Below are 22,580 nucleotides of genomic sequence, written 5' to 3'. Positions count from 1 at the left end.
CTAAGTCACAGAGCGGTAAAATGAATGGAAGGTGGCTTTGATTAGATTCGGCCATGTTAATTTTAAGTAAGTATAATTTCTTAGAGCTTTAGATTAATTTCTAAAGCTCTTTTTCGTTTGAAGATTCTCTGGCAGTCAGATAATTCACCAACCGATATTTATCCTGATCGTATTCATTGAGAAACTTATCTTTCTTGACAGCTAGATCTTTATCCAGTAGCAACCCGATCGGTTGCATCAATTCTACATGGTCAAAAAGTATTTTAATGATCGCAATCACAGGCAGCGCAATAACCAGACCTGAGATCCCCCACATCAACCCGCCGGCAACCATAGCGACAATGGAGACAAAAGGATTGAGCTTCATCGTGCCTCCGACGATTTTGGGCGTGATGATATTTCCCTCCAGCTGTTGAACGACCTGATACATGATCACTACACCAACCGGAGCCCACAAGGAATCTTCTGTAGCAAATGCATAAATAAAAGGGAAAGTCCCGCCGAGCGTCGTTCCGATATATGGGATGATGGTGAGTACAGCAGCCAACGTTCCCCACAATATGGGAAAACCAATTCCTAAAATCCACAGCCCCAGGCTGTTGAGCACCGCCAGGATAACCATCACCAGCAAGCGGCCGAGAAAATACTGTTGACTGACCTTACTAATGGATTCCAATACTTCAAAAATATCCGCCCGGTTAGTTTTGGGGAATTGACTAATGATAAAATTTTGAAAAGCGTCCTTATACAACAATATAAAAAACATATACACCAGACAAATCAGACTTTGGATCAAAAATGTAGACGAAGAGGACACGCCTTGCGATATATAGGTAGATGGCAATTCGACCAGCAAATTCACCTGGGAGTCAATCCAATCCCGAACCACCTCCGAACTCAGATGAAATTTTTCTGCAATAAAATAATTGATTTTATTGATCCCTTTGCTCATTGTACCCTGAATCTCTGACAGCTCAGAGAATACAGAATAGATCTGGACGGAAAAAAAATACATCACGCCGCCGATCGCTGAAAGAATAATTAAAAAGGAAAACACAATGGAAAGCCAGTCGGTCCTGGTGAGGCGATAAAAGAAATTGTATAAGGGTAAAATAAGTATCGACAGAAAAATTGCAAAAACCAACGGAACCAAAAAAGCATGTCCTTTAATCAACAAGAAACCCAGGATGACTGCAGAAATCAGGATATTGCTTATCTTATTCCAATTGAGTACATTTTTCCTCATGGGCTTCAATTTATTTTATAGGTGTCGGTCTGACGAGCTACTAAAATAGTAAAACGATTAAAAAGGCCGGTATCCGTTGTAGCTTTTGATATTTATGCGCAGAATCATGAACATCAAATGGGTTATAGTCTTCCCGAGCCGGACCCAGCTCATTATTTTAACAAATCCCAGGCACAATTGGAACAAACGCAAAACAACAGGTTCGTTGATATATTATTTTTATGGGGTTCTCTGAACGCAGGCTACTTCATATCCTGTCCATGGCGGTGCGAAATCATAAAGGATAGCTGAGTACATAGGCTAAAAACAACAACAACAAGGCTACAAACATCCAAAACCGGGTATCGTCCAGTACAGAATTATTATCTTCTAATTTCATGCATTCGATCTTTGGGACTACCTACTCAAAAAGAATGCCATATAGTTAATTTTTAATATGACTGAACGAAATCACATCTCTGATGTGATCAAAGGTGCTCAATGCACCTTTGGTGAAGGAACCTCGGGCTCCAATTCAGAAGTAGGATGCCTTAAATAAAGCAGTTCCATCCCCAATAAGTTGGGTTATCTGTTTAGAGTGTCCCCAACCAGTCAGTAACCTAAAATCCTACCTCAATACTGCGTAAAAAAGCAGGAGATATATCACATTTCCGTGATTGAAATGTACCGAGCCTACAGCTCTCAAATTAATTCAATCCATTATCCCCCCGGTTAAAACCGGAAGCTATCATACAATCCGAGTCTAGCCTGCTTTATTCACCACGTCAATCTATTACAATCCATAATATGCATTGCATCAATTGATTAAATTCCAAAATTGGTCACATTCCATAGCCCAATTTTGGGTAACGGATGACTTTTTCGGGCTAGGGCTCTTTTCCCTTCCTGTATATCATTATATTATATAAACGAGAGCCATAGGCTCGGCGCCTATTACGTGATCACATGGTCCGCTTTCGCAACAAACAACCATAGTCTGTTCTATTGTGATTACATATTTAAAACCACAGAAAATATTGACAGATACACTGACAGGTAAATTTTCTTAAAGTAGGTGTAATCTCAAATATGGCGTGTCCCAGTCTCATGACTAATGATCTAATCGAAGCTTACGTTGAATTCAATCTTTATCTAGGAAATGACGAATAATATGAGTTCTATGCGCTCGCCATTTATAATAATACGCACACAAGTTAATTTAGCGCAAAATACGACGATATAAATGCTCTGAATATAAGATTAGTTACGCACTCAAATTCTCTGACCAGTTGGGGACCACGTATAATTGTATCATATTCGCGAAAAAGGTACAAGCTGGGGATGTAAGCGCTAGATACTATACATTATTTATGATTACTAGTGCTGCGTTTCATAAATTTTGATAATTAAAATGTGCCGAACAAAATTATGCGATTCAGAATCTAATCCGACCTCTCTGAGGTCTTTGACCTGCAAAGGTTCTGACCCGGTCAGGGTCAGATTAGGTTAGATGTGAGTTAGAAAACCAATTCCGACCCAGTCAGGGTCGGATTAGATTGATCTTTGAGTCATTTTGAAATCTATGAGGTGTTATTTTTTATAATGACTTATGAAACAGATCACCAGTGCTCCGTTTCATAAGTTATTCCAATTAATCCATGACAATAAGCACCCGTTTTTGGCATAGGTGGAAAAATTCCCCCTCTCACCTTTCCCCTTTCCCCTTGCCCCTTTGAGCTTTCAGCTTGTGACTTTTAGCTTCCTTGCTTGCACCTTTCCACTACACATGCACCGCTCCGTCATCCCAGGCCGCCAGGGCGGCTTCTTTCACGGCTTCGGTAAAGGTGGGATGCGCATGAGACATGCGTCCAATATCTTCTGCCGATGCTCGGAACTCCATCGCCGTGACTGCTTCCGCTATGATATCTGCCACCCGGGCACCCACCATGTGAATCCCAAGTACCTCATCGGTGGATTTATCGGCAATGATTTTCACCATCCCGTCGAGGTCCATGCTTGCACGAGCTCGTCCCAGTGCTTTGTAGGGGAATTTACCGACCTTATAATTTACACCTTGATCCTTCAACTGTTCCTCCGTGTACCCCACACCAGCCGCTTCGGGCCAGGTATAGACCACAGATGGAATTAAGTGATAAGGAATGTGTGGTTTTTGTCCAGCAATGGACTCCACTACAAAAACCCCTTCGTCACTTGCTTTGTGTGCCAGCATAGCACCACCAATCACATCACCGATGGCATATATATTGTCTGCCCCGGTTCGAAGATTTTCATCGACTTTTACAAAACCCTTCTCATCCAAATCAACATTGACAGTATCAAGACCCAGGTCATCGGTGTACGGTCGTCGTCCAATCGCTATCAGCGCATAATCATAGCGGTCTTTTATAGCTTCGCCGCCATCTTTAGGTTCAAAGGAGACCGTCGCACTTTTTTCATTGGCCTTCACCTCTGTCACCTTGTGTTTTAAAAAGAATTCCATGCCTTGCTTTTTCAGTGAACGCTGCAATTCTTTGCTCACATCCTTGTCCATACCTGGAACCAGTCGATCCATAAACTCCACCACCTTTACCTTCGTGCCCAACCGGCTAAAGACCGAACCCATTTCCAGACCGATCACGCCGCCACCAACGACAAGAAGGGATTCGGGCACTTCTCGCAAATCCAACGCTTCGGTTGAAGTAATCACTCGTTTTTTGTCGTAATCAAAGCTTTCCGGCATCGCTGGTTTCGATCCGGTTGCAATGATAATTTTTTCTGCTTCAATCGTCTCTTCCTCCCCCTCGGAACCAGCTACCACAATATGGTGAGCATCTTGAAACCGACCGTGTCCATACTTAACGTCAATTTTATTTTTTTTCATCAAAAAAGCGACACCATCACAGGTCTGGCTCACGACTTTATCTTTTCGATCAATCATTTGATCCATGTTAATCTTCATCCCACTGATGTCAATTCCATGTTCACCAAACTCTTTGTCTGCTTTATGATAATGTTCAGAAGAATCAAGTAAAGCCTTGGATGGAATACACCCCACATTGAGGCAGGTTCCACCCAGCGTACTGTACCGCTCGATCAATACTGTTTTCATTCCAAGTTGTGCCGCTCGTATAGCAGCTACATAACCACCAGGTCCGGAGCCAATTATGGCAAGATCATATTGCATATTTAATGTATGTTTTTTATTTGTCAAAGATTAATATTCGTTGGTTACTTCTTACGGGAATTCCCGCCTTTATTTTTGGGGCCTGAATTTCGGTTCCGCTTGGATTTGGACCGGCGGCCTTTGGGTTTACTTCCTTTCCGATTACCTCGAGAACGTCGTTTTCGGGGTTTCTCATCGGGCAGTTCGATTACTCCGGTCAGATCTTTTTCAAACTGATGTTCCGGTTCTTCCACGGTCGTTTCTTTAAAGTATTTCTTCTCTTCAAATTCGTCCGGATATTCCTTTCGCTTATTTGCTTCATAAATAGACTGTACCGTAATCGGGTCCAGCATAATGACATTGTACCGGCCATTTTTATCTTTATAACCGTAGTACATGACCTTTTTAAAAATATCGGTCTTAATGAGATCTGCTTTCCCCTGCTTCGTTTTCAGATACCGCGCTTTGGTCGGATACTTCTTCAGCGATTCGATGTACATATCCAGTTCATAATTCAGGCAACATTTCAACCGTCCGCATTGCCCGGTCAGCTTGGATTGATTCAATGCAAGATTTTGATACCGGGCTGCTGAAGTCGTTACTGATGAAAAGTTGGTCAACCATGTAGAACAACACAATTCCCGTCCACAGGAACCGATTCCTCCAACCAACGCAGACTCCTGCCTGGATCCAATCTGCCGCATTTCTACTTTGATATGAAACTCCCGGGCATATTGTTTGATTAACTCTCGAAAATCCACCCGACCATTCGCAATAAAATAAAAAATTGCTTTCTTCATATCAGCCTGATACTCCACATCCGATATTTTCATATCAAGATCCAAAGATCGTGCAATTGCCCGGGCTCGGACCATCGTTCGCTTCTCCAACTCCCTGGCATGTTTCAGACTTTCAAGATCCCGTTCTGTAGCGGGTCGTATCACGCGATAAAACTTGTTATCGGGAGATACTTTTTTCTTTTTCATCTGAAGTCGCACCAACTCGCCGGACAAAGAGATTCGTCCCACATTGTAACCTGTACCGGCATCCACGGTCACCATATCGCCAGTCTGGGCGGGAACCCGCTGCGGTTTATGGTAAAAATATTTATGATTTCCTTTCTTAAAGCTGACTTCGACCAGGTCAAATCCATCATTGTCACTAATATCGTAGGTCGTCAGCCAATCAAATGTATTTAGTTTGTTGCACCCATCTGTTCCACAGGTACCGTTACTCTGGCAACCTTTCGGTGTACCGCCTCCACTTCCGCATGATTCACATCCCATAATATATATTGATTTTTATCTATGTAAAAAAATTCCACCATCATGTTCTATATGTTGTCCGATCAAATAATCGTTTATAATCCAGGATCATTTTAGATGATAATATTTTGACATTTGCATTCTGGACCAACGCCCGGCTGTAAGTATCCAAATACTGCACCAATTTGATCAAATCACTTTGCCGGACATTATTTAAAAGCCAATCCGCCGCTTTTTGTTCCTTGGGCAATAACCTTTTTTGATAACTATTCTGAAGCGCACCTGCCAGGCTTTCCCGGATAAAATGAAGTTGGTAATGGATAAAATACTGATATTCCCGATGTGGCATCTGCGCCGCTTTTTCGGCCCATTGCATCATCACCAATCCATTCTTACTGTATGCTGCTTTGAGCATGCTTAGCAAAGAAGACGAATACTGCTGGCCTTGCTCGCTCAATATTCCTTTCATCTCAACGATGTGACCATCTGCTAAAAATATGGCCTGGCGGATTTCTTCTTTGGATCCCCACTGTTTCTCCATAGCATAGGCCTCCATCATAAAGTCATCGGGACGTCCTATATCAAACTGTTGAACCCTCGATATAATCGTCGGGAGCAATGCCTGTTTATCGTGTGTAACCAAAATAAAATAGGTTTGATCCGTTGGTTCTTCCAGAATTTTCAAAAATCGATTACTTTCCTTCCCCAGGAACTCAATCCCCCAGATAAAAAACACTTTGTTGGCGCCTTCATAAGGCTTGAGGTGGTATGAATTCATGACTGCCCGGGTTTGTTCCCGATTGATATTTGGGTTTTTACCCGCATCCATAAAAGCAGACCAGTCGTCGTAGGTAAAAAAATCACGATCTGTCGTAAATTCCCGCCACGGCTTGATCACATCTTCTGATTTTTGTTTTGAATCAAAAGTAGGCACTACAAGATTGACGTCAGGATGCATCCATTTGACCACCCGCCGACACTGACGACAGTCCATGCAAGGACCAGACTCCTGTCTGTTGTCACACATCAGGTAGCCCAGCATGTAGTGCGCTTCCAGAAGTACGTGACCGCCTTCCTGGCCGGAATAGAGAACCGCATGTGGCATCCGCCCGTTATCGATCATTTCACGAATTCGGGAACGCGTCTTCATTGACTTTATGGGAATATCCGTATTCAGAATCTGTGATTTATTGATTTAATTCTACGAAACAGCTTGTCAAAAATAGGCAAACTGGCACATTCTTACCATACAAGGTAAACTTTTTTCCGTTGTTTTCTTACCTACTTACAAGGATGACCCGTATTTTTGCCAAAAATAGGACTTTCCATGAGAATAGCCGTCATCCGAAAGGGTCATTTCAATGCTGCACATCGTCTTCATGTCCGGAGCTGGAGTGAAGAAAAGAACCAGGAAGTCTTTGGCAAATGTTCCAACACACACTTTCATGGGCACAATTATGAATTTGAGGTCAAGCTGATCGGGGAGACAGACCCCGAAACAGGAATGCTGATTAATCTCAAAGATCTGAAAGACATCATCCGTGAACACATTGAGGATTATTTTGACCATCGGAATCTCAATGTAGAAATCAAGGAATTTGAACACATTCCTCCAACCACTGAAAATCTTTGCTATATTATCCATCAACGACTGAGCCGGGTCCTGGATGAAAAATATGATATTCATATACGCTTGTCGGAAACACCACGGAACTTTGCGGAGTATCCGGCTTGATGGTTGATGATTGATGGTTGATGGTTGATGGTAGCCTATCTGTTGTGTCACCATTCACAATTTACCATCCACCATTCATCATCGATTCTCCATCAATGACCGGTCTGCGCAAGTTTTTGTTTTCGCTGAGTCAATGCGTAGAAAACGGCAACATACAAAAGGTAAACGACCATCAATCCGAAGAAGAGGTAATTGATTCCAATGTTCTGAAAAGATACCACCAGATAAATAATCCCGGCATTGAAAATAGTCAGTACAATACTGGCCTCCATGTGTGTCATTCCGGAATCAATCGTCAGGTGGTGGATGTGATTCCGCTCTGCGGAAAAGGGGGACCGCCCACGAAGTATACGCCCGGCAAATACCCGTAAGGTATCCAGCACCGGCAGCGCAAGCACCCCGATGGCCACGACTGGTGCAGCTGATATAGCATACCTCGACTCACCAGCCACCAGGCCGTTCACCTCAATAAACTGAATGGCCAATATAGAGCAAATCAACCCGATAAATAAGGAACCAGTATCCCCCATAAATATTTTAGCCGGTGAAATATTGTAATACAAAAATGCCACACAGGCACCGGTGGTGCTAAATGAAATTAGCGACAATGCCAGCTCATCCACCAAAAAGAACCAGGTGGTCATAAATAGTGTGATCAGAATGGTCAACATCCCCGTCAATCCGTTGATTCCGTCGATCAGATTAAACGCATTTATGATCATCAGAATGGTCGTTAACGAAATTATGATGCTTACCCAATAGGGCACCTCATAGATCCCAAACAACCCTTGAAAATCGGTTATCCGTATATTTGACTTTGTAACCAGAATGATGGTCGCTATAAATTCTCCGGCAAATTTCCGACCGGGACTCATCGGAAGGATATCATCCTTCGCTCCGATCAGAAAAATGATCGTGAACGCAGCCAGTATATATTGCAAGTCACCAAAAAGTTCAAAAGGCGTCCATAACACAATGGAAATCAACACTCCGGCGAAAATAGCAATACCTCCCAGGGACGGTGTCACGGTTTTATGGCTGCTGCGATGACCGGGTTCATCCATTAAATGTTTGACCCGAGCCACCCGGATAATGGAGGGAATGGCATAAAATGTAACGAGCAGCGCCGTAATAAAACTCAATATTATATCGTACACAATGGATTATTTTTGGTTCTCGTCCTGTTCTGAAGAAAAACTTTTCTTTAACTCTTGCAGAAAATTGATGCCCGATTCCTTGTTGTCCTGAAGGAAATCTTGTAATTCTTCACCCAATTTCTCAAAAATTTCGGACGACTCAGCGTCGTCATCATCACCATTTCCAAAGATTGACCCAAAAAACGATCGACCAAAACGATGGGCCATATAACGTGTCACCAGGCCGGTAAACTGTCTTTTCTGATCAAAAGTCATTTCTTCACGCCATTGATCGTAGCAGACGTCAAAGAAAGTATTGAACCGGTCATCATACGGTTCCCACCGGTGATCTTTCGGCTTATAATCTACCTTTTTGACTTCTTTGACCAGATCTTCCAGATTCTCTACCAGATCAGCAGGTGCACTGCCACACGGATCAATCTCACAACTCTGGAGACACAGCATAAACAAGACCAAAACTACAGGAAATAGTAATACCGGTCGAAATGGATACATTTTTTCACTTTTCATAAGACCAATATTTTATTTACCATACTAATATTTGCTGTAAACGCCTGCCATTTGAGCTCTTGGCATCTCCCTACCATTCGCACACTACCTGTAATTCGGTTAGGCACGACACCTTCAAAAATTTCCGCGCAGTGCTCGAAACTAACCAGCCCACCATCGCACCAACTAATATCAAGCTTTTTTTTCTCACCCAAATCTAAGTTTTTCCAAATATAAGTCCTTCAGTAAAATATGGTTGTAAATTTCTTTGTTAATTTTGTGCGCAAAGAGGTCGCCCAATTTTGGTTGTTCTAACTTTGACACCCAATGACTTCAAAACCATATCATGGAAGAAACATCTAATATCAATGAATTGAACCAGGGAAAATTGCCCCGCCATGTTGGAATCATCATGGATGGAAACGGACGATGGGCTCGTAAGCACGGTAAACCCCGAATATTCGGCCATAAAAATGGGGTCCAGTCTGTTCGGGAAGTGTCCGAAGCCGCAGCCCAGGCAGGGATTGAATTTTTGACATTGTATGCATTTTCCACAGAGAACTGGTCACGACCACCCCGGGAAGTCTCTGCACTGATGGGACTCTTGGTCGAGACCATCCATCGCGAAATGAATACGCTCAACAAAAACAACATCCGATTGCGGGCCATCGGCGAACTCGACCAACTTCCGCCCCGGACTCACAAAGCATTGCTCGAAGGAATAGAAAAGACCAGAGACAATAACCGGATGGATCTGACGCTTGCATTGAATTACAGCAGCCGTTGGGAGCTCACGGAATGTACGCGCGCCATTGCCCGAGAAGTACAGCAACTTAAAATAAAACCCGAAGATATCTCCGAATCAACGATTTCTGATTACCTTGCGACCCATTTTATGCCAGATCCAGAATTATTGATACGGACCAGTGGCGAAAAACGTTTGAGCAATTTTTTACTGTGGCAGTGTGCGTATACAGAATTTTACTTTTCAGACAAGATGTGGCCCGAGTTTAAGAAAGAAGATTTCAATCTGGCCATTAAAGAATACCAAAACAGAGAACGAAGATTTGGAAAAACAAGTGATCAAATACTTTAATAAAATGTTAATGTCGATACTCCCGAGGGAAAGGAGTGATTACGGTACGTTTTTCCAAATGAAAAGATCCAATAGTTTATGATCATAATGAGAATAACACCTTTCCTGCGCTATATTTTACTATCGCTGATATTTTTTATGGGGCAGTCCAATGCATTTTCACAAATCGGTGAGGCTCAGGAGATTTTAGAAGTCGGCGACGTAAACATTATCGGAGCGACCCACACCGACCCCAATGCATTAAAGGTGGTGTCCGGTCTAAAAACCGGCGGCAAACTTGCCCTACCGGATGATGTCCAGGAAGCATTTAACAACCTATGGGACCTCAATCTTTTTTCAGACATCAAAATCGTAGAACGAAAACGGATCGATAACATCGTTTTTATCGATATCTATATTGAAGAGCGTCCACGGCTAACCCGGTTCTACTTTGAAGGCAATAAAAATTCCCGCGAGACCGACCTAAAAGAAGCTGTGGAACCCTACCTTGTCAAAGGATCAATTGTTACCGAAAGTGATCTGAGCAAAGCAGAATCAGCCATCAAAAAATACTACAGAGAAAAAGGATTTCTCGATGCCGAAGTCACCATAGAAGAGGTTCCGGAAGAAAAGCTCCAAAACGGAATTCAGATCAAAATAAAGATCGATCGGAAAAGCAAAGTAAAAATTCACGATATCATCTTTGAGGGCAATACCCAGGTCAAAGACCGTAAATTGCGGAAACAGATGGAAGAGACCAAACGGAAACGCAAACTCTTCTCTTCATCCAAATTTATTGAAGATAAATACGAAGAAGACAAAGAAAAGATCATTGCGTTTTACCAGACCCTGGGTTTTCGGGATGCGCGAATCACTAGTGATAGCATATGGCGAAATGAGGATGATCGACTAATGATCAAAATAAACCTGGAGGAAGGGGATCAATACTATATTCGTGACATCGCCTGGAAAGGGAACACCCTGTATTCGAACGACCAATTAAAACGGGTCCTGGGAATGAAAAAAGGCGATGTGTACAATCTGGATGAACTCGAAAAGAGATTGAGTTTCTCCCTGGACGGAAACGACGTATCAGCGCTTTATATGGATGATGGATACCTGTTTTTTAGTGCGCAGCCGATTGAAGTGGCCGTCGTACAAGATTCGGTAGACATCGAAATCCGGATCTATGAAGGACCACAAGCAACGATTGACCGGGTTAGTATTGCCGGAAACGACCGGACGCACGAAAATGTGATTCGTCGGGAACTGACCACCAAACCGGGACAAAAATTTAGCCGGTCCGACATCATCCGCTCCCAGCGAAAAGTCCTGGCCTTGGGCTATTTCAATCAGGAAAAATTTAACATCAACACCCCGGTGAACGAACAACGTGGTACCGTGGATATCGAATACGAAGTCGAGGAACAATCCTCGGATCAACTGGAACTGTCAGCGGGATACCAACCTGAAAGCTTTTACAGCAGTGGTGGATTGATCGGTACCCTGGGCCTGACTTTCAATAACTTCTCCATTCGAAATATATTCAATCGCGAAGCCTGGCACCCTCTTCCCACCGGAGACGGCCAGAAACTGAGCGTACGAGCACAGTCCAATGGTAATTTTTATCAGTCCTTCAACTTTTCGTTTACGGAACCGTGGATGGGGGGTAAAAAGCCCAATGCTTTTACCCTCGCTGCCTACACGAATAAGTTTACAGATATTCAAAACATTTCGAATTTTGTAAGAATGAGCCAGCTAACTCTGGGATTGGGATCACCACTGAAATGGCCGGATAACAACTTCGTAATCAACAATACGATTAATTACCAACGTATTGATATTAATAATTATCGAAGAAATATATTTCAGTTGCCTAATGGACAAACTGTTACTGATGGTCTTTTCAATAATATATATTTAGAATCCACCTTTGCGCGAAGCACCATCTATGAGCCGATCTTCCCGACCGAAGGATCTTCATTCAGTCTTTCGCTTCAATTGACGCCGCCATATAGCTTGATCAATAACAAGTCATATGATGGAATATCTATCCAGGATAAATATAAATGGGTCGAATACCACAAGTGGAAAGTCAAAGCCGAATGGTACAAACAGGTATTTGGCAAATTCGTGGTTAAAGCCAGCGCCAAGTTTGGGTTCCTGGGTTACTACAACGAAGCCGTCGGAGACTCTCCGTTTGAACGATTCATTTTCGGAGCCGAGCCGCTGTCCAATCAGTTTCAGATCACCGGACAAGAACAGATCAACATGCGGGGGTATGAAGAACAAAACTTCCCGGCGGTGGGAACCGGTGGATCCAGCATTTACAATAAGTTCTCATTGGAACTCCGTTATCCATTCTCACTCAATCCAAGCTCTACCATTTATGTGCTGAGCTTCCTCGATGGGGGTAATGCGTTTAATAGTTTCGATGAATACAACCCGTTTAATATCAAACGATCGGCCGGGCTCGGGCTTCGGGTATTCCTGCCTATGTTTGGATTGATCGGATTTGATTATGGAATTGGTTGGGATAAACCCGCCTTGCAAGCGCAGGGAGCGAAGTTGACCGAGTTTGGAAAATTCCAGGTACTGCTTGGGTTTGAACCGGAGTAGGCGAGGTCAAAAGGTGAAAGCAAAGAAGCAAACAAGCTGAAAGCTCAAAGCGGAAAGTTGAAAGGGAAAGCAAGGCAGCTAAAAGTCACAAGCTGAAAGCTCAAAGGAGATGTACCAACTGAGTAGTTTGGGCACAGACAGAGTATAAAAAAGAATGCCGGTATGTAACCGGGCTAATTAAAAATCACCTCATACCGCATTCCACCGGTCTCTGAATCGACGCCGATGGGCACCATAAAAAGAAAGAGTTCCTCCTCCCCCGGAAGAACGACCTTGAAGGTTCCCTGCTGATAATAGGCCTCGGTCATGGAAGAAAGAAGGGTCAAGGAAAAAGGAATTCGAGGGCTGTCTTTATTCTCAGTGAGTGCTTTGACTTCCACTATTTGTGCGGTACGTATGTCATCTGGGGTAAAATGAATATTGACCTCTTTCGATAACCATTTCTGAAAAATATCTTTGGTTAATATTTGTGGTAAATCACTCATCGTTTTTTGCTTTCTTTTATCGTGACAGGTTCCCAAACCATAAATTGGTAAACCCCTTTATCTTCCCGGTTTTCAAATCCCATCCGTAGATACAAAGTCATGGCCGGATTGTTTTTCTCGACGTGAATTCCCACCCTTTTACCTTTGATTTTTGCGAGGCGTTGGATCTCGGCGAGGATTTTAGAGCCCCAACCCTGACCTCTGAACCCGGGTAGTAAAGCGATATCGAGAATGCGAAATTCATCGTTGCGTTCATCCAAGTATAGCCTTCCGGCCTTTTTTCCATGAATAATTACCAGGTCAAAGGAGGCATCTTTAAAATGTTCCTGATAATAGGCATGCTGAGCTCCGAATTGCTGTTCTATAAACCGAGTCTTCTCCTGTTCGGTCCATGGTACCAGGCTGAGTTCATGTTCTCGGGAACTCCTGTAGACACTTTGGAGAAATGTCAAATCGGCATCCTGAAACGCACGGAATGAAACCCCTTTAATGTCCAATTGCATACTGGAAATGTTTTGTTTTTGAATGTGAGTATCATTTCGAAATGTCATATACTCTACGTGGTGATGAATAGTTCAGACTACGTCAAGCTTGCTGAAGTATTTGAATAATAGGTACTTAAGATCCGTTTCCCCTTCAATCCGGTATCCATCCAAAATCCATCCCCGGATTCGTTCCATTCATATATGGCATTTCCATGTCTGGTTGGATGAGCACTTAGGAGATATAGATTACTTTTAAAAGAAACTTGCAATGCGGGGGGGCAGATTCTGGCATCCAGTCTTTGAACACCACCAGGTAGCTGGTACTCGAATGGCATATATCCTTGAATCCCCATGCATTCTCCCCGATCATTTACGGAGATCGATGTGGGATTTTGTATTCCTGCAAACTTATTCCACTGGAGTGATTCCGAAAATTCGGCGTAATGCAATTGGGGAATTCCACCGGTCCGATCAGATAACAATGCCCAGACCATGCCCCCACCGCAATCCATCGACCGTACAGAATAGGTATCACAAATATTTCCACCCATGCCTTGGGTATCTATGGTATGGAGTGCCCCAGATGACGTCCTATATACACATTGATCTTTCCGACCTCCTGTAATCTCAAAAGCACCGGAACCATGGGATATAGTATGCCACGTTTGATGCCGATCCAACCAAGCAATTTCTGCTCCGCCTCCGTCCGGATCCGGTGTGGAAGATAAAGCCCAGATCACTCCACCTTCAGAAATAGCGATATCGGAGGCGAATCCTTCTTCAGATACAGCATTCACTTGCTGCTCATCATCGATATAACATACCTGATTTTGAACGTTGATGATCCATAATTTGTGTTGATTCCCCTGCAACATATGACATGTGATTTAAAGAAATAAATTAATATTTTAGACGCCTTCACGTTAAGACGATTTCAATTTAACCTCTTGATGGATACAGCCCGACCAAAGCGATGATGTAATTCAGCGTCAAATAGGGTTGCATATTATTATGTGCCTGTGCTCCACCCTTCGATGAAATAGACTGCTCAGCCATATTGACCAAATTGGAAGAAGCATTGTTATAGATCTGCCCTTTTTCAGATCGCGCCAAATTTGAATCTACAGGCGAAGGATTTTCAGCCCGGGTAGAAGAAGTCATGACATTGTGGTTGTGATTTGGCATTTGCGCTTCCGTTAAAGTGACCAATTCAACCCCTCCATTTTGACCCAATCTACGGCTCGTCAATCCAGGACCTCTGCCCGGATGCATAGGAGCTCGTCCCTGAAGATTGGGTAGTGCTGTCGTCGAACGACCATCCCCACCATAAGTGGTGCCAATTAATGAAAACAAGGCTGTGTTCTGGGCTATCGGAAGCAATTGCCCGTTGCAAAAGGCCCAGCCTCTGGGGGCAAAATTTCCGGCAAATATCCGGATTTCAGCTGTAAATGGTTCTGCCATTATAAATTCAATTTTTAATAATAAATTGCATACCCGCCAACATTAATGCCGGGAAGGATATATGCCGAACAAAGCAATAATAAAATGAACACACAGATACGGCATCAGATTCGTATGTGACTGGCTTGCTCCAATTTTCGTTAAAGTATCCGAATTTAGATTTTGATCGACAGCTTCATTCTTGATGTAGGCATCTACATCCGTCGATCGGGAAACAACATGTGCCTCCGGATTGGGGGAAGAAGACAGATCGTTAGTCCCTTTGAATTCATGGTTGTGCGAAGGCAGTTGATTTACCGTAAGCGTGACCTTCTCAGCGCCCCCTTTAGCTCCCAGTCTTCTGGGGGATAATCCTGGTCCTGTTCCTGCATGAATAGGCAACCGGCCCCGCAAATCGGGCAGACCAAACGTGGTTCTGCCATCGCCACCATAAATGGTCCCCAGCAAGGAAAATAAAGCATCATTTTGGGATACAGCCAAGAGTTGACCATCACAAAATGCCCAGCCACGAGGTGCAAAATTCCCTGCAAACATCCGGATCTCTCCTACATATGGTTCTGCCATAGTTTCGTTTTTATCTAAGTAATGTAATTTTTCAATTTCGTGATGGGAACAAGCCTTGCAGTGCTATGCAAAAGTTGACGACCAAATAGGGTTGCATATTTTCATGTGCCTGTCCCCCTCCTGCGAAAGTTACCGTATTGGAGGCCAGATTGACCAGATTCGCAGGAGCATTATAAAATTCCGCGGGGGTGGATTGAGACAAATGATCGCCATTGGGCAGGGGTGTATTATTTTCTGCATTCACAGCTCGCAATTGATGGGTATGCTGAGGCATTTCATTCTCGGTTAAGGTATGTGTTTCTTCACCGGATTTTTGCCCCAACTGGCGATCACCTCCTCCATTGCTCCTTCCTGTGTGAATAGGGACCCTACCCCTTAGATCCGGCAGGGCAAAACTGGTCCGGCCATCACCTCCATAATTAGCTCCTAAAAGGGAGTAAAGAGATTGATTTTGATTAATCGGCAGGATTTGACCATCACAAAAGGCCCATCCTCGAGGTGGAAAATTAAATCCAACTATTCTGATTTCAGCAAGAAAAGGTTCGGCCATACTTTATAGTTTAAAAGAGCAATTACTACTTTATTAAATGTAAAAATAATTATCTATCTGTACATAGAATCAATGCGAAATATTTTAAAATTGATATTATCAATCATTCCCCATGCCAAAATTTAGTTACGGCATGGGATTAGAAGGTAAAATACAGCTGGCTCCAGTCACTGTCCCCACAATGTGGCTCTCACTAACTGTTCCGACACTATTATTACCATTTGCAACCCACGTCACAGTAGGACTGGTATTGAACCCCTCAAGTAGCAAGGTAGCATTGGCGTCGTTGGTTCGTGTTCTAAAAGCCGTGCCTGTGGAATTCACAAGGTTATTTTTCACATCGGCACAAACCGTATTCTCTTCCTGGGCTTGCGTACGAATACCAAGACTTAAGACCGGATCTGCAACTGACACCACATTGTTGGTAATCGTCGCCTCCAATCTACCGTCTGTGCAAGCCAATCCACAGGCTCCCATCCCGGTAGCTCGCGAGCGGGCTACTGCATTTATTCCAATATCATTTCCGATACCACCTATGGTATTATTTTCAATCTCAATGATACCCCGGGACTGGTCGTTTATAGTGATTCCGATTCCATGGCCCGATGTTCCTGCTCCACCAACCTGTATATCTGGATTGTCCTTAACGCGTCCTTCCAACTGTCCATTGTCAAACGAAGTAATATTGACAGCCGAATTTTTATTGCCATATATTTTAGGATTGCCGATCACATTAAATCGAATTTGCCCGTTGTTTGCTGAAGCGAGATTTACACCGATACCAGGGCCACCCATGGGATCGAAGGTACTGTTTGTAACATCACACTGTGTGACATTAGCACTGCCTTCCGCCTGAACCTGAAGACCATTGGTCCGGTTTTTCAGGAAGTTGCAATTGTCAATATCTATGGTGGCTGTTGTTGTACCCTTGAGACCAAATTCCAGACCGTCCGCACCCAAAGTCAGACTGGATTCTGAGTAAGTAGCACCATTACTCACAAAATTCAGCGAACCGCTGGACGTTTCGATCAGTACATTCCGCTCAGATGAGGCTTTGATGGTACTATTGTTGATCGTAGCATTCCCGGTCAGTTCCCGCATATAGACCCCGTGTTCATTGACTTGATCACCAAATCCCTGTACCACGCTATTGGTTAGTGTAAAATTATTGATATTCTTTCCATTGATCCCGATCTGAGCGCCACCGTTGAGGGACAAGTTGTCCAGCACAATATCGTTCGACTGAGAGCCATAGATGCCGGCATGGCAACCGACATTGTCCAGACTATGGCAAGGACCAGCTCCATTTATCGTTCCTACATTGCTGAAATCCATATTTTTCAACGTCACCTGATTCGTATTGACGATCTCTACACCTCGATTCGTGATATTTTGTATGGTTCCACCGCTACCGTCCGTGGATCCGGTGCCTGTCACGGTAAAGAATCCACCGGAAGCAGGCCCGGCATTGTTGAGATAGATGGCTCTTGGGGCTCCATCGGATGATACACTTTTAAGCGTAACTCCGGATGCTGCAATTGTGGTGCCGTCAATGGTCACGGCCGCAACTGTGGTCGTGGATATGGTGTTGTTGGCATTCGTGATCTCTACGGCCCCTCCTCCAGAGGACCTAATGGCCGGATTAGTAGCTGTATTTAGATCCAGTTGTGCACCAATTCGGACTATTGAAGTATTTGTATTGATCACTACCCCTGAAGCGGTAGAATTCTGAGTCATCGCTCCACCCAGATAGGAGACATTTGCACTACTGCCATTCACATTAAAGGCTGTACCGGTCGGATTGGTGATGGTGGTATTGGAAAAGGTAAACGAACCACCTGAGTCGTTGACAATATCGATACCGGCATCCCCGCCATTGAGTATGACCGTGTTATTGAAATTGTACTGTCCATCTGCATTATCAAATTGGAGACCATTTCCATTTGTGGCATTTACAGTCCCGGAATAAGTCAAGATCCCGGTATGACCACCCAACACGGATACGGTATTCGTATTAGACGACTGGGAAATACTGCTTAGGGTAAAGGTGGTATTCACGCTTCCACCGTCTATGGTGATGGCTGAAGTAGTGGGGTTGGTTATCATACCTCCCGACACCGCCACAGTTCCAGAGGTGCTTTTCAGCCACAGGCCGTAGGCTCCACCGGACGTCGTCAGATCAGTCAGATCAACATCCAGTGTACCACCGTTTTCTATCTTTAAGCCACCACCCGTGCCAGTAATTTCGGTTTCTTTGAGAAAGAGCGTTCCCACCGATGCTCCGTTGTCGGTAAAGGCATAGATTGTTCGATTTCCTATTGATAAGCCCGTTATTCTATTGTCGGAATTTAAGGTGACCGCATTGCCCGAAGGATTAACGAATTGAGCCCAGTCACTAACGTTCCCTGTGGTGCTGTATGGCACCGAATTACTAAGTGCTGCCAATGTGATTCCGGTCAGGGATCCCACTCCAAACAAAGCACCCATACTTCCTTCCCCGATGACGGTCTGTCCCGCAACCAATGTTAGATCTCCAGAATATGAATTGCCATTGTCTGCAATAAATAAATGGGAATTGGGTGGAGGTGGTGCTCCATTATATTCCGCTATCGTCTTATAAGGTTTGGTCAAGGACCCGTCCCCACCTGGTGAGGCAGCATCATCCATGAAGTAAATCAAATCCGAAACTGTGATGGTTACCAATACTGGAGAAGATTGACCAGAACTGTTGCCTGCCGTGTATGTAAATGTATCGGATCCGGTAAACCCCGTTGGTGGGGTATAACTAAACTCGCCATTGACCTGAACCACTACGGAACCTCCCTGGGTGGTCGCTGTAGCAATGTTCACATTCGCCATAGCTCCCTGGACCGCTGAGACGAATAATCCATTTCCAGCATCATTCACTAATACACTCTGACCAGCCATTGTGGTCGTGTTAATGGAAATATTTCCAGTTGCAGTATAGGTGTCCGGCTGAGCCACAGGCGGATCATCTTTTATGATCAGGATAACAGTGGCATCCGAAGCACCTGAGCTACTTTCTAAGCGATAATCAAAAGAAAAAGTGTCCTTTGTAAAAGGTTGGCCGGTCAAAGACCAACCGCCGTCCGCATGGACTGTCAGTGTTCCGTCCGCTAAGGCTACGGATACACCGGCAGCATGATCAGTAACTGCTCCGCCAAGACTTCCGCCACCAAAAGTGGTCAAAGTGGCTGTCGGATATCCTAAATTATCTGCTCCGGAACCATGATCTACAAACAATCCTGTACCGGTAATTTCATTTTGGTCCACATCAAATAGGAATTCATAGGTATCACGCTGAGCTACCGGTGGTTCATTGATGGTGACCGTCACGGTAGCATCCGAAAACCCGGATGAATTTTGAATCCGGTACTCAAAAGTAAATATACCGTGCATGGAAGGGTTACTAACGCTCAAACTACCATCGGCATTAACCGTAAGCATACCGCCCGCAAAAGCTACAGCACTTCCGGCGACATTGTCAGTCACAGAACCACCCAGACTACCGCCTCCAAATCGTACTATTGAGGCTGCCGGTGAACCCAAATGATCTACTCCGAACCCATTATCCATATAAAGCGTATCAGCGGGATAATTATTCACGGTATTCACAAGGGCCATCAAATCATCATCCTGAGCCATGGGAGGATCCTGAATGATGAAGGTTACCGTAGCATTGGAAGCACCGACTGCGTTTTCGATCCGATAGTCAAAGGTATAAGTGCCCGGGGTAAACGGTTGCCCGGTCAAAGACCAGCTTCCATCGACGTTGACCGTCAGGGTTCCGCCCGCCAATGCTACGGATGTTCCGGCCGGATGATCGTAAGAAGTTCCGCCTAAAATTCCACCACCAAAAGTGGTCAATGTGGCGGCCTGGAACCCCAAATCGTCCGCTCCGGAACCGTTGTCAACAAATAGGCCTGAACCCGTGTTTATATTTTGATCCGATGAATATAGAAAGGTATATGAATCGGGTTGTGCCGAAGGTGGTTCATGGATAGTCAATGTTACCGTGGCATCCGAAAACCCGAGTGAGTTTTGAATCCGGTACATAAAGGTAAACACACCGGGCACAGTGGCATTGGTCAATATCAAATTCCCGTCGGCCTCAACTGTAAGCATTCCGCCCGCAAAAGTGATCGTGTTGCCCGCTGCATTCATGGTCACTGTTCCTCCGGCATCGCCGCCTCCAAAACTAATAATCTCACCTTCGGGTATTCCCAGGTCATCAGTTCCATACCCATTATCATAATACAATGCTCCGGGTCCGAAATTATGAACTAAGTTGATCTGGGAAGCGAGGTCATCATTCTGTGCTGCAGGTGGTCTGGTCCAGGAAATAAGCACCCGGGCACTGTCTTGAAATCCTTCCGAATCTATTATTTTATAAAAAAATGAATCTGCAATAGCTGTAGCGACACCCGTAGAATCGTAGGTAAACGAACCATCTGTGTTCACAGTAACTGCACCCCCACTTGCCGTGACCTGTGGACTGCCTGGTGCCCCACCCTCTACAGATAGAACCAACAGGTTAGTATTAAACGGCGGACTTGGTAAGGGATCATTGATATCGAAATCATTGGCTAACAAACCATTCCCCGCCGGCACAGTCATGGGAGCCCCCATCAACTCAAACGTATCGTTAATCGCCACCGGCGTCGCCTGGATAGTCGACGGATCTAAAGTAATATTAGGATCCGATCCCCGACCAATGCTCAGATTATATACACTGGTGTCTCCAATGTTTTTAATTTTCAATGTATATCGGATTGAGTCGTTTGGATTCGCGACCTGATCCATACTGGGATCGTAACTAATGGAATCTGAGAGGGTAATGTCTAGTTCAGGATCTACCCCCAAACCGGCCACCGTTCGAATTGGATCTCTCCCGGCATTTAATTCTGCCTCATTCTGAAAAAATCCTGAAACTCTACTAGTAACATCAACTTGAACCGTGCATATGTCCATAGCATTTAAAGCACCGTTGGAAAATACAATTGAAGTTCCACCCGCTGGGGCTGTCACCATGGCTCCAGCACATGATGTAATGACATTAGGAACAGCAGCTATCCTCAATCCTGCAGGCAGATCATCGACAAATCCCAAGGAATTAAAGTCAATCGTTCCATTCGGATTGCTAATCGTATAGGTTAGAGTGCTAATACTGTCTTTCTTTATTTGACCAGGAACAAACTCCATGTCAAATTCAGGCTGAGAAGGAGCAACGGTTATCGTATGGGTTGCTGTCCCACTGCTTCCCAAGCTGCTTGTTAAATTCCCGGTGGTGTTCTGATGTGTCCCATACGCTGTGCTAGTAATCCCAACCGAAACGACACAAGTAGCACCCGCTGCAACAGTGCCTCCAGTATACGAAATATTTCCAGTGCCTGCCAGCGCAGTCAGAACTCCACCCGTGCAGGTTGTTGAAGCAAGAGCAGGATTTGAAATCATGATACCGGCTGGCAAATTATCAGTAAAATCCAGACCAGTCGCCGCTGACGTATTTGCGGAATTATCAATCATAAAATGAAGTGTACTTGAGCCTCCTAACGGTATAGAAGAAGGTGAAAAGCTTTTGGTAAAAGTGGGGCCCCCTTCAATAACGAGATCCCCCGATGCCCCGTTTATGGAAAATGGATTTCCACCTAAGCTTCCTGTAAGCTGACTGGTCGTATTCGTATAGGTTCCCGGCACTGCGCCAGAGGGAATCTGTAAGGTAATCGTAAAATCACAACTGCTTCCTCCAGGTACACCCCCACCCGTAAATGTTAAAAAAGATGTTCCTGATATATTTGAACCAGATCTACATATATTTCCCAAAGGTAACCCACTAGTTTCTAAGCCGGTTAGTACCGCATTAAGATCATCTGTAAATGTGAGTCCGGTGATGGGGCTAGACTCATTGTTTGTGATGGTAAATTTCAATTCAACCGTACCTCCGACTACGCCCGATCCAAGAAATTCCTTGGTAAAAATCACATTTTGAGATCGAACAGCAACCACTGAAAGCATCAAGAAGTAAAATAATAACATACTTCGTAATGCCACAGTCTGAATATATGTAATCTGTTTCTTCATATTTTTTATTATATCTATCTTTATATTCTTTTTCTTTAGGTCAGTCTTCATTGTCTGACACCCCTTTTTAATGCACCCTACCTCTTTCAAGGTACAAGATACAAGATACAAGGCCTGTATACAAGCCTTACCACTCCCGGAGGGATCCTGCCGGAGCAAGTTTCAAACTCCATCGCATCCCTACAAGCCATTTCATTTTCAATAG

Annotated in this window: 16 protein-coding genes; 3 read left to right on the top strand and 13 right to left on the bottom strand. The window is 44.2% G+C overall.

Going from position 1 to position 22,580, the window contains the following annotated elements; all coding sequences use genetic code 11:
- Nucleotides 1–100: 100 nt before the first annotated feature.
- From KUV50_RS01680 to KUV50_RS01665, 4 genes are all read right to left on the bottom strand, one after another.
- Nucleotides 101–1,246, bottom strand: a complete 1,146-nt coding sequence (locus KUV50_RS01680) for an AI-2E family transporter (protein WP_222578347.1) — start codon at nt 1,244–1,246, stop codon at nt 101–103.
- Between the two features lie 1,759 nt (nt 1,247–3,005).
- Nucleotides 3,006–4,409, bottom strand: coding sequence for a dihydrolipoyl dehydrogenase (lpdA, locus tag KUV50_RS01675; protein WP_222578346.1), 1,404 nt, complete (start codon nt 4,407–4,409; stop codon nt 3,006–3,008).
- Nucleotides 4,410–4,453: 44 nt separating this feature from the next.
- The gene (locus KUV50_RS01670) at nt 4,454–5,674 is read right to left on the bottom strand and encodes a stage 0 sporulation family protein (RefSeq protein ID WP_222578345.1); all 1,221 of its coding nucleotides are present in this window, start codon (nt 5,672–5,674) and stop codon (nt 4,454–4,456) included.
- A gap of 40 nt (nt 5,675–5,714) precedes the next feature.
- Nucleotides 5,715–6,803 carry an ATP-binding protein gene (locus tag KUV50_RS01665; protein ID WP_222578344.1) on the bottom strand — a complete coding sequence of 363 codons (1,089 nt, stop codon included), beginning with the start codon at nt 6,801–6,803 and terminating at the stop codon, nt 5,715–5,717.
- Between the two features lie 177 nt (nt 6,804–6,980).
- Here KUV50_RS01665 and KUV50_RS01660 point away from each other — a divergent pair, with 177 nt between their 5' ends.
- Nucleotides 6,981–7,388 (top strand): 6-pyruvoyl trahydropterin synthase family protein, encoded by a 408-nt coding sequence (locus tag KUV50_RS01660; RefSeq protein WP_222578343.1) that lies wholly within the window; start codon nt 6,981–6,983, stop codon nt 7,386–7,388.
- Nucleotides 7,389–7,480: 92 nt separating this feature from the next.
- Here KUV50_RS01660 and KUV50_RS01655 read toward each other — a convergent pair whose 3' ends face one another.
- Both KUV50_RS01655 and KUV50_RS01650 read right to left on the bottom strand, forming a co-directional pair.
- Complete coding sequence (locus tag KUV50_RS01655; RefSeq protein ID WP_222578342.1) at nt 7,481–8,545, bottom strand: glycosyltransferase family 4 protein; 1,065 nt, start codon at nt 8,543–8,545, stop codon at nt 7,481–7,483.
- A gap of 6 nt (nt 8,546–8,551) precedes the next feature.
- Entirely contained in the window at nt 8,552–9,055 is a 504-nt protein-coding gene (locus tag KUV50_RS01650; RefSeq protein ID WP_222578341.1) for a DUF6565 domain-containing protein, read from the bottom strand.
- A 325-nt stretch (nt 9,056–9,380) separates the two neighbouring features.
- Between KUV50_RS01650 and KUV50_RS01645 the strand changes: the two genes are divergently transcribed.
- Both KUV50_RS01645 and bamA read left to right on the top strand, forming a co-directional pair.
- Nucleotides 9,381–10,130 (top strand): isoprenyl transferase, encoded by a 750-nt coding sequence (locus tag KUV50_RS01645; RefSeq protein ID WP_222578340.1) that lies wholly within the window; start codon nt 9,381–9,383, stop codon nt 10,128–10,130.
- Between the two features lie 87 nt (nt 10,131–10,217).
- Nucleotides 10,218–12,728: an outer membrane protein assembly factor BamA gene (gene bamA, locus KUV50_RS01640; RefSeq protein WP_222578339.1), complete on the top strand. Its 2,511-nt coding sequence runs from the start codon at nt 10,218–10,220 to the stop codon at nt 12,726–12,728.
- A 173-nt stretch (nt 12,729–12,901) separates the two neighbouring features.
- On the opposite strand, the gene KUV50_RS01635 is transcribed toward bamA, so the two are convergent.
- From KUV50_RS01635 to KUV50_RS01605, 7 genes are all read right to left on the bottom strand, one after another.
- Nucleotides 12,902–13,213: a DUF6916 family protein gene (locus KUV50_RS01635; protein ID WP_222578338.1), complete on the bottom strand. Its 312-nt coding sequence runs from the start codon at nt 13,211–13,213 to the stop codon at nt 12,902–12,904.
- Nucleotides 13,210–13,716 (bottom strand): GNAT family N-acetyltransferase, encoded by a 507-nt coding sequence (locus tag KUV50_RS01630; RefSeq protein ID WP_222578337.1) that lies wholly within the window; start codon nt 13,714–13,716, stop codon nt 13,210–13,212. The genes KUV50_RS01635 and KUV50_RS01630 overlap by 4 nt, the downstream gene beginning before the upstream one ends.
- Before the next feature lie 77 nt (nt 13,717–13,793).
- The gene (locus KUV50_RS01625) at nt 13,794–14,573 is read right to left on the bottom strand and encodes a hypothetical protein (RefSeq protein ID WP_222578336.1); all 780 of its coding nucleotides are present in this window, start codon (nt 14,571–14,573) and stop codon (nt 13,794–13,796) included.
- A gap of 64 nt (nt 14,574–14,637) precedes the next feature.
- Nucleotides 14,638–15,159 (bottom strand): phage tail protein, encoded by a 522-nt coding sequence (locus KUV50_RS01620; RefSeq protein ID WP_222578335.1) that lies wholly within the window; start codon nt 15,157–15,159, stop codon nt 14,638–14,640.
- A gap of 42 nt (nt 15,160–15,201) precedes the next feature.
- Nucleotides 15,202–15,723: a phage tail protein gene (locus KUV50_RS01615; RefSeq protein WP_222578334.1), complete on the bottom strand. Its 522-nt coding sequence runs from the start codon at nt 15,721–15,723 to the stop codon at nt 15,202–15,204.
- 31 nt (nt 15,724–15,754) lie between these two features.
- Nucleotides 15,755–16,273: a phage tail protein gene (locus KUV50_RS01610; protein WP_222578333.1), complete on the bottom strand. Its 519-nt coding sequence runs from the start codon at nt 16,271–16,273 to the stop codon at nt 15,755–15,757.
- A 126-nt stretch (nt 16,274–16,399) separates the two neighbouring features.
- Entirely contained in the window at nt 16,400–22,375 is a 5,976-nt protein-coding gene (locus KUV50_RS01605; RefSeq protein ID WP_222578332.1) for an Ig-like domain-containing protein, read from the bottom strand.
- Nucleotides 22,376–22,580: the final 205 nt, after the last annotated feature.

This window comes from Membranihabitans marinus (assembly GCF_019802045.1).
Classification (GTDB): domain Bacteria; phylum Bacteroidota; class Bacteroidia; order Chitinophagales; family Saprospiraceae; genus Membranihabitans; species Membranihabitans marinus_A.
The sequence above is the reverse complement of the archived record's forward strand: the minus strand, read 5'-3'. Positions and strand labels throughout refer to the sequence as shown.

What these genes read in the sequence shown, in the direction of transcription:
- lpdA (WP_222578346.1), bottom strand. Translation starts at nt 4,409, where the DNA reads ATGCAATATGATCTTGCCATAATTGGCTCCGGACCTGGTGGTTATGTA.
- KUV50_RS01610 (WP_222578333.1), bottom strand. Translation starts at nt 16,273, where the DNA reads ATGGCCGAACCTTTTCTTGCTGAAATCAGAATAGTTGGATTTAATTTT.
- KUV50_RS01665 (WP_222578344.1), bottom strand. Translation starts at nt 6,803, where the DNA reads ATGAAGACGCGTTCCCGAATTCGTGAAATGATCGATAACGGGCGGATG.
- KUV50_RS01615 (WP_222578334.1), bottom strand. Translation starts at nt 15,723, where the DNA reads ATGGCAGAACCATATGTAGGAGAGATCCGGATGTTTGCAGGGAATTTT.
- KUV50_RS01635 (WP_222578338.1), bottom strand. Translation starts at nt 13,213, where the DNA reads ATGAGTGATTTACCACAAATATTAACCAAAGATATTTTTCAGAAATGG.
- KUV50_RS01630 (WP_222578337.1), bottom strand. Translation starts at nt 13,716, where the DNA reads ATGCAATTGGACATTAAAGGGGTTTCATTCCGTGCGTTTCAGGATGCC.
- KUV50_RS01625 (WP_222578336.1), bottom strand. Translation starts at nt 14,573, where the DNA reads ATGTTGCAGGGGAATCAACACAAATTATGGATCATCAACGTTCAAAAT.
- KUV50_RS01650 (WP_222578341.1), bottom strand. Translation starts at nt 9,055, where the DNA reads ATGAAAAGTGAAAAAATGTATCCATTTCGACCGGTATTACTATTTCCT.
- KUV50_RS01670 (WP_222578345.1), bottom strand. Translation starts at nt 5,674, where the DNA reads ATGGGATGTGAATCATGCGGAAGTGGAGGCGGTACACCGAAAGGTTGC.
- KUV50_RS01645 (WP_222578340.1), top strand. Translation starts at nt 9,381, where the DNA reads ATGGAAGAAACATCTAATATCAATGAATTGAACCAGGGAAAATTGCCC.
- KUV50_RS01605 (WP_222578332.1), bottom strand. Translation starts at nt 22,375, where the DNA reads ATGAAGAAACAGATTACATATATTCAGACTGTGGCATTACGAAGTATG.
- KUV50_RS01660 (WP_222578343.1), top strand. Translation starts at nt 6,981, where the DNA reads ATGAGAATAGCCGTCATCCGAAAGGGTCATTTCAATGCTGCACATCGT.
- KUV50_RS01620 (WP_222578335.1), bottom strand. Translation starts at nt 15,159, where the DNA reads ATGGCAGAACCATTTACAGCTGAAATCCGGATATTTGCCGGAAATTTT.
- bamA (WP_222578339.1), top strand. Translation starts at nt 10,218, where the DNA reads ATGAGAATAACACCTTTCCTGCGCTATATTTTACTATCGCTGATATTT.
- KUV50_RS01680 (WP_222578347.1), bottom strand. Translation starts at nt 1,246, where the DNA reads ATGAGGAAAAATGTACTCAATTGGAATAAGATAAGCAATATCCTGATT.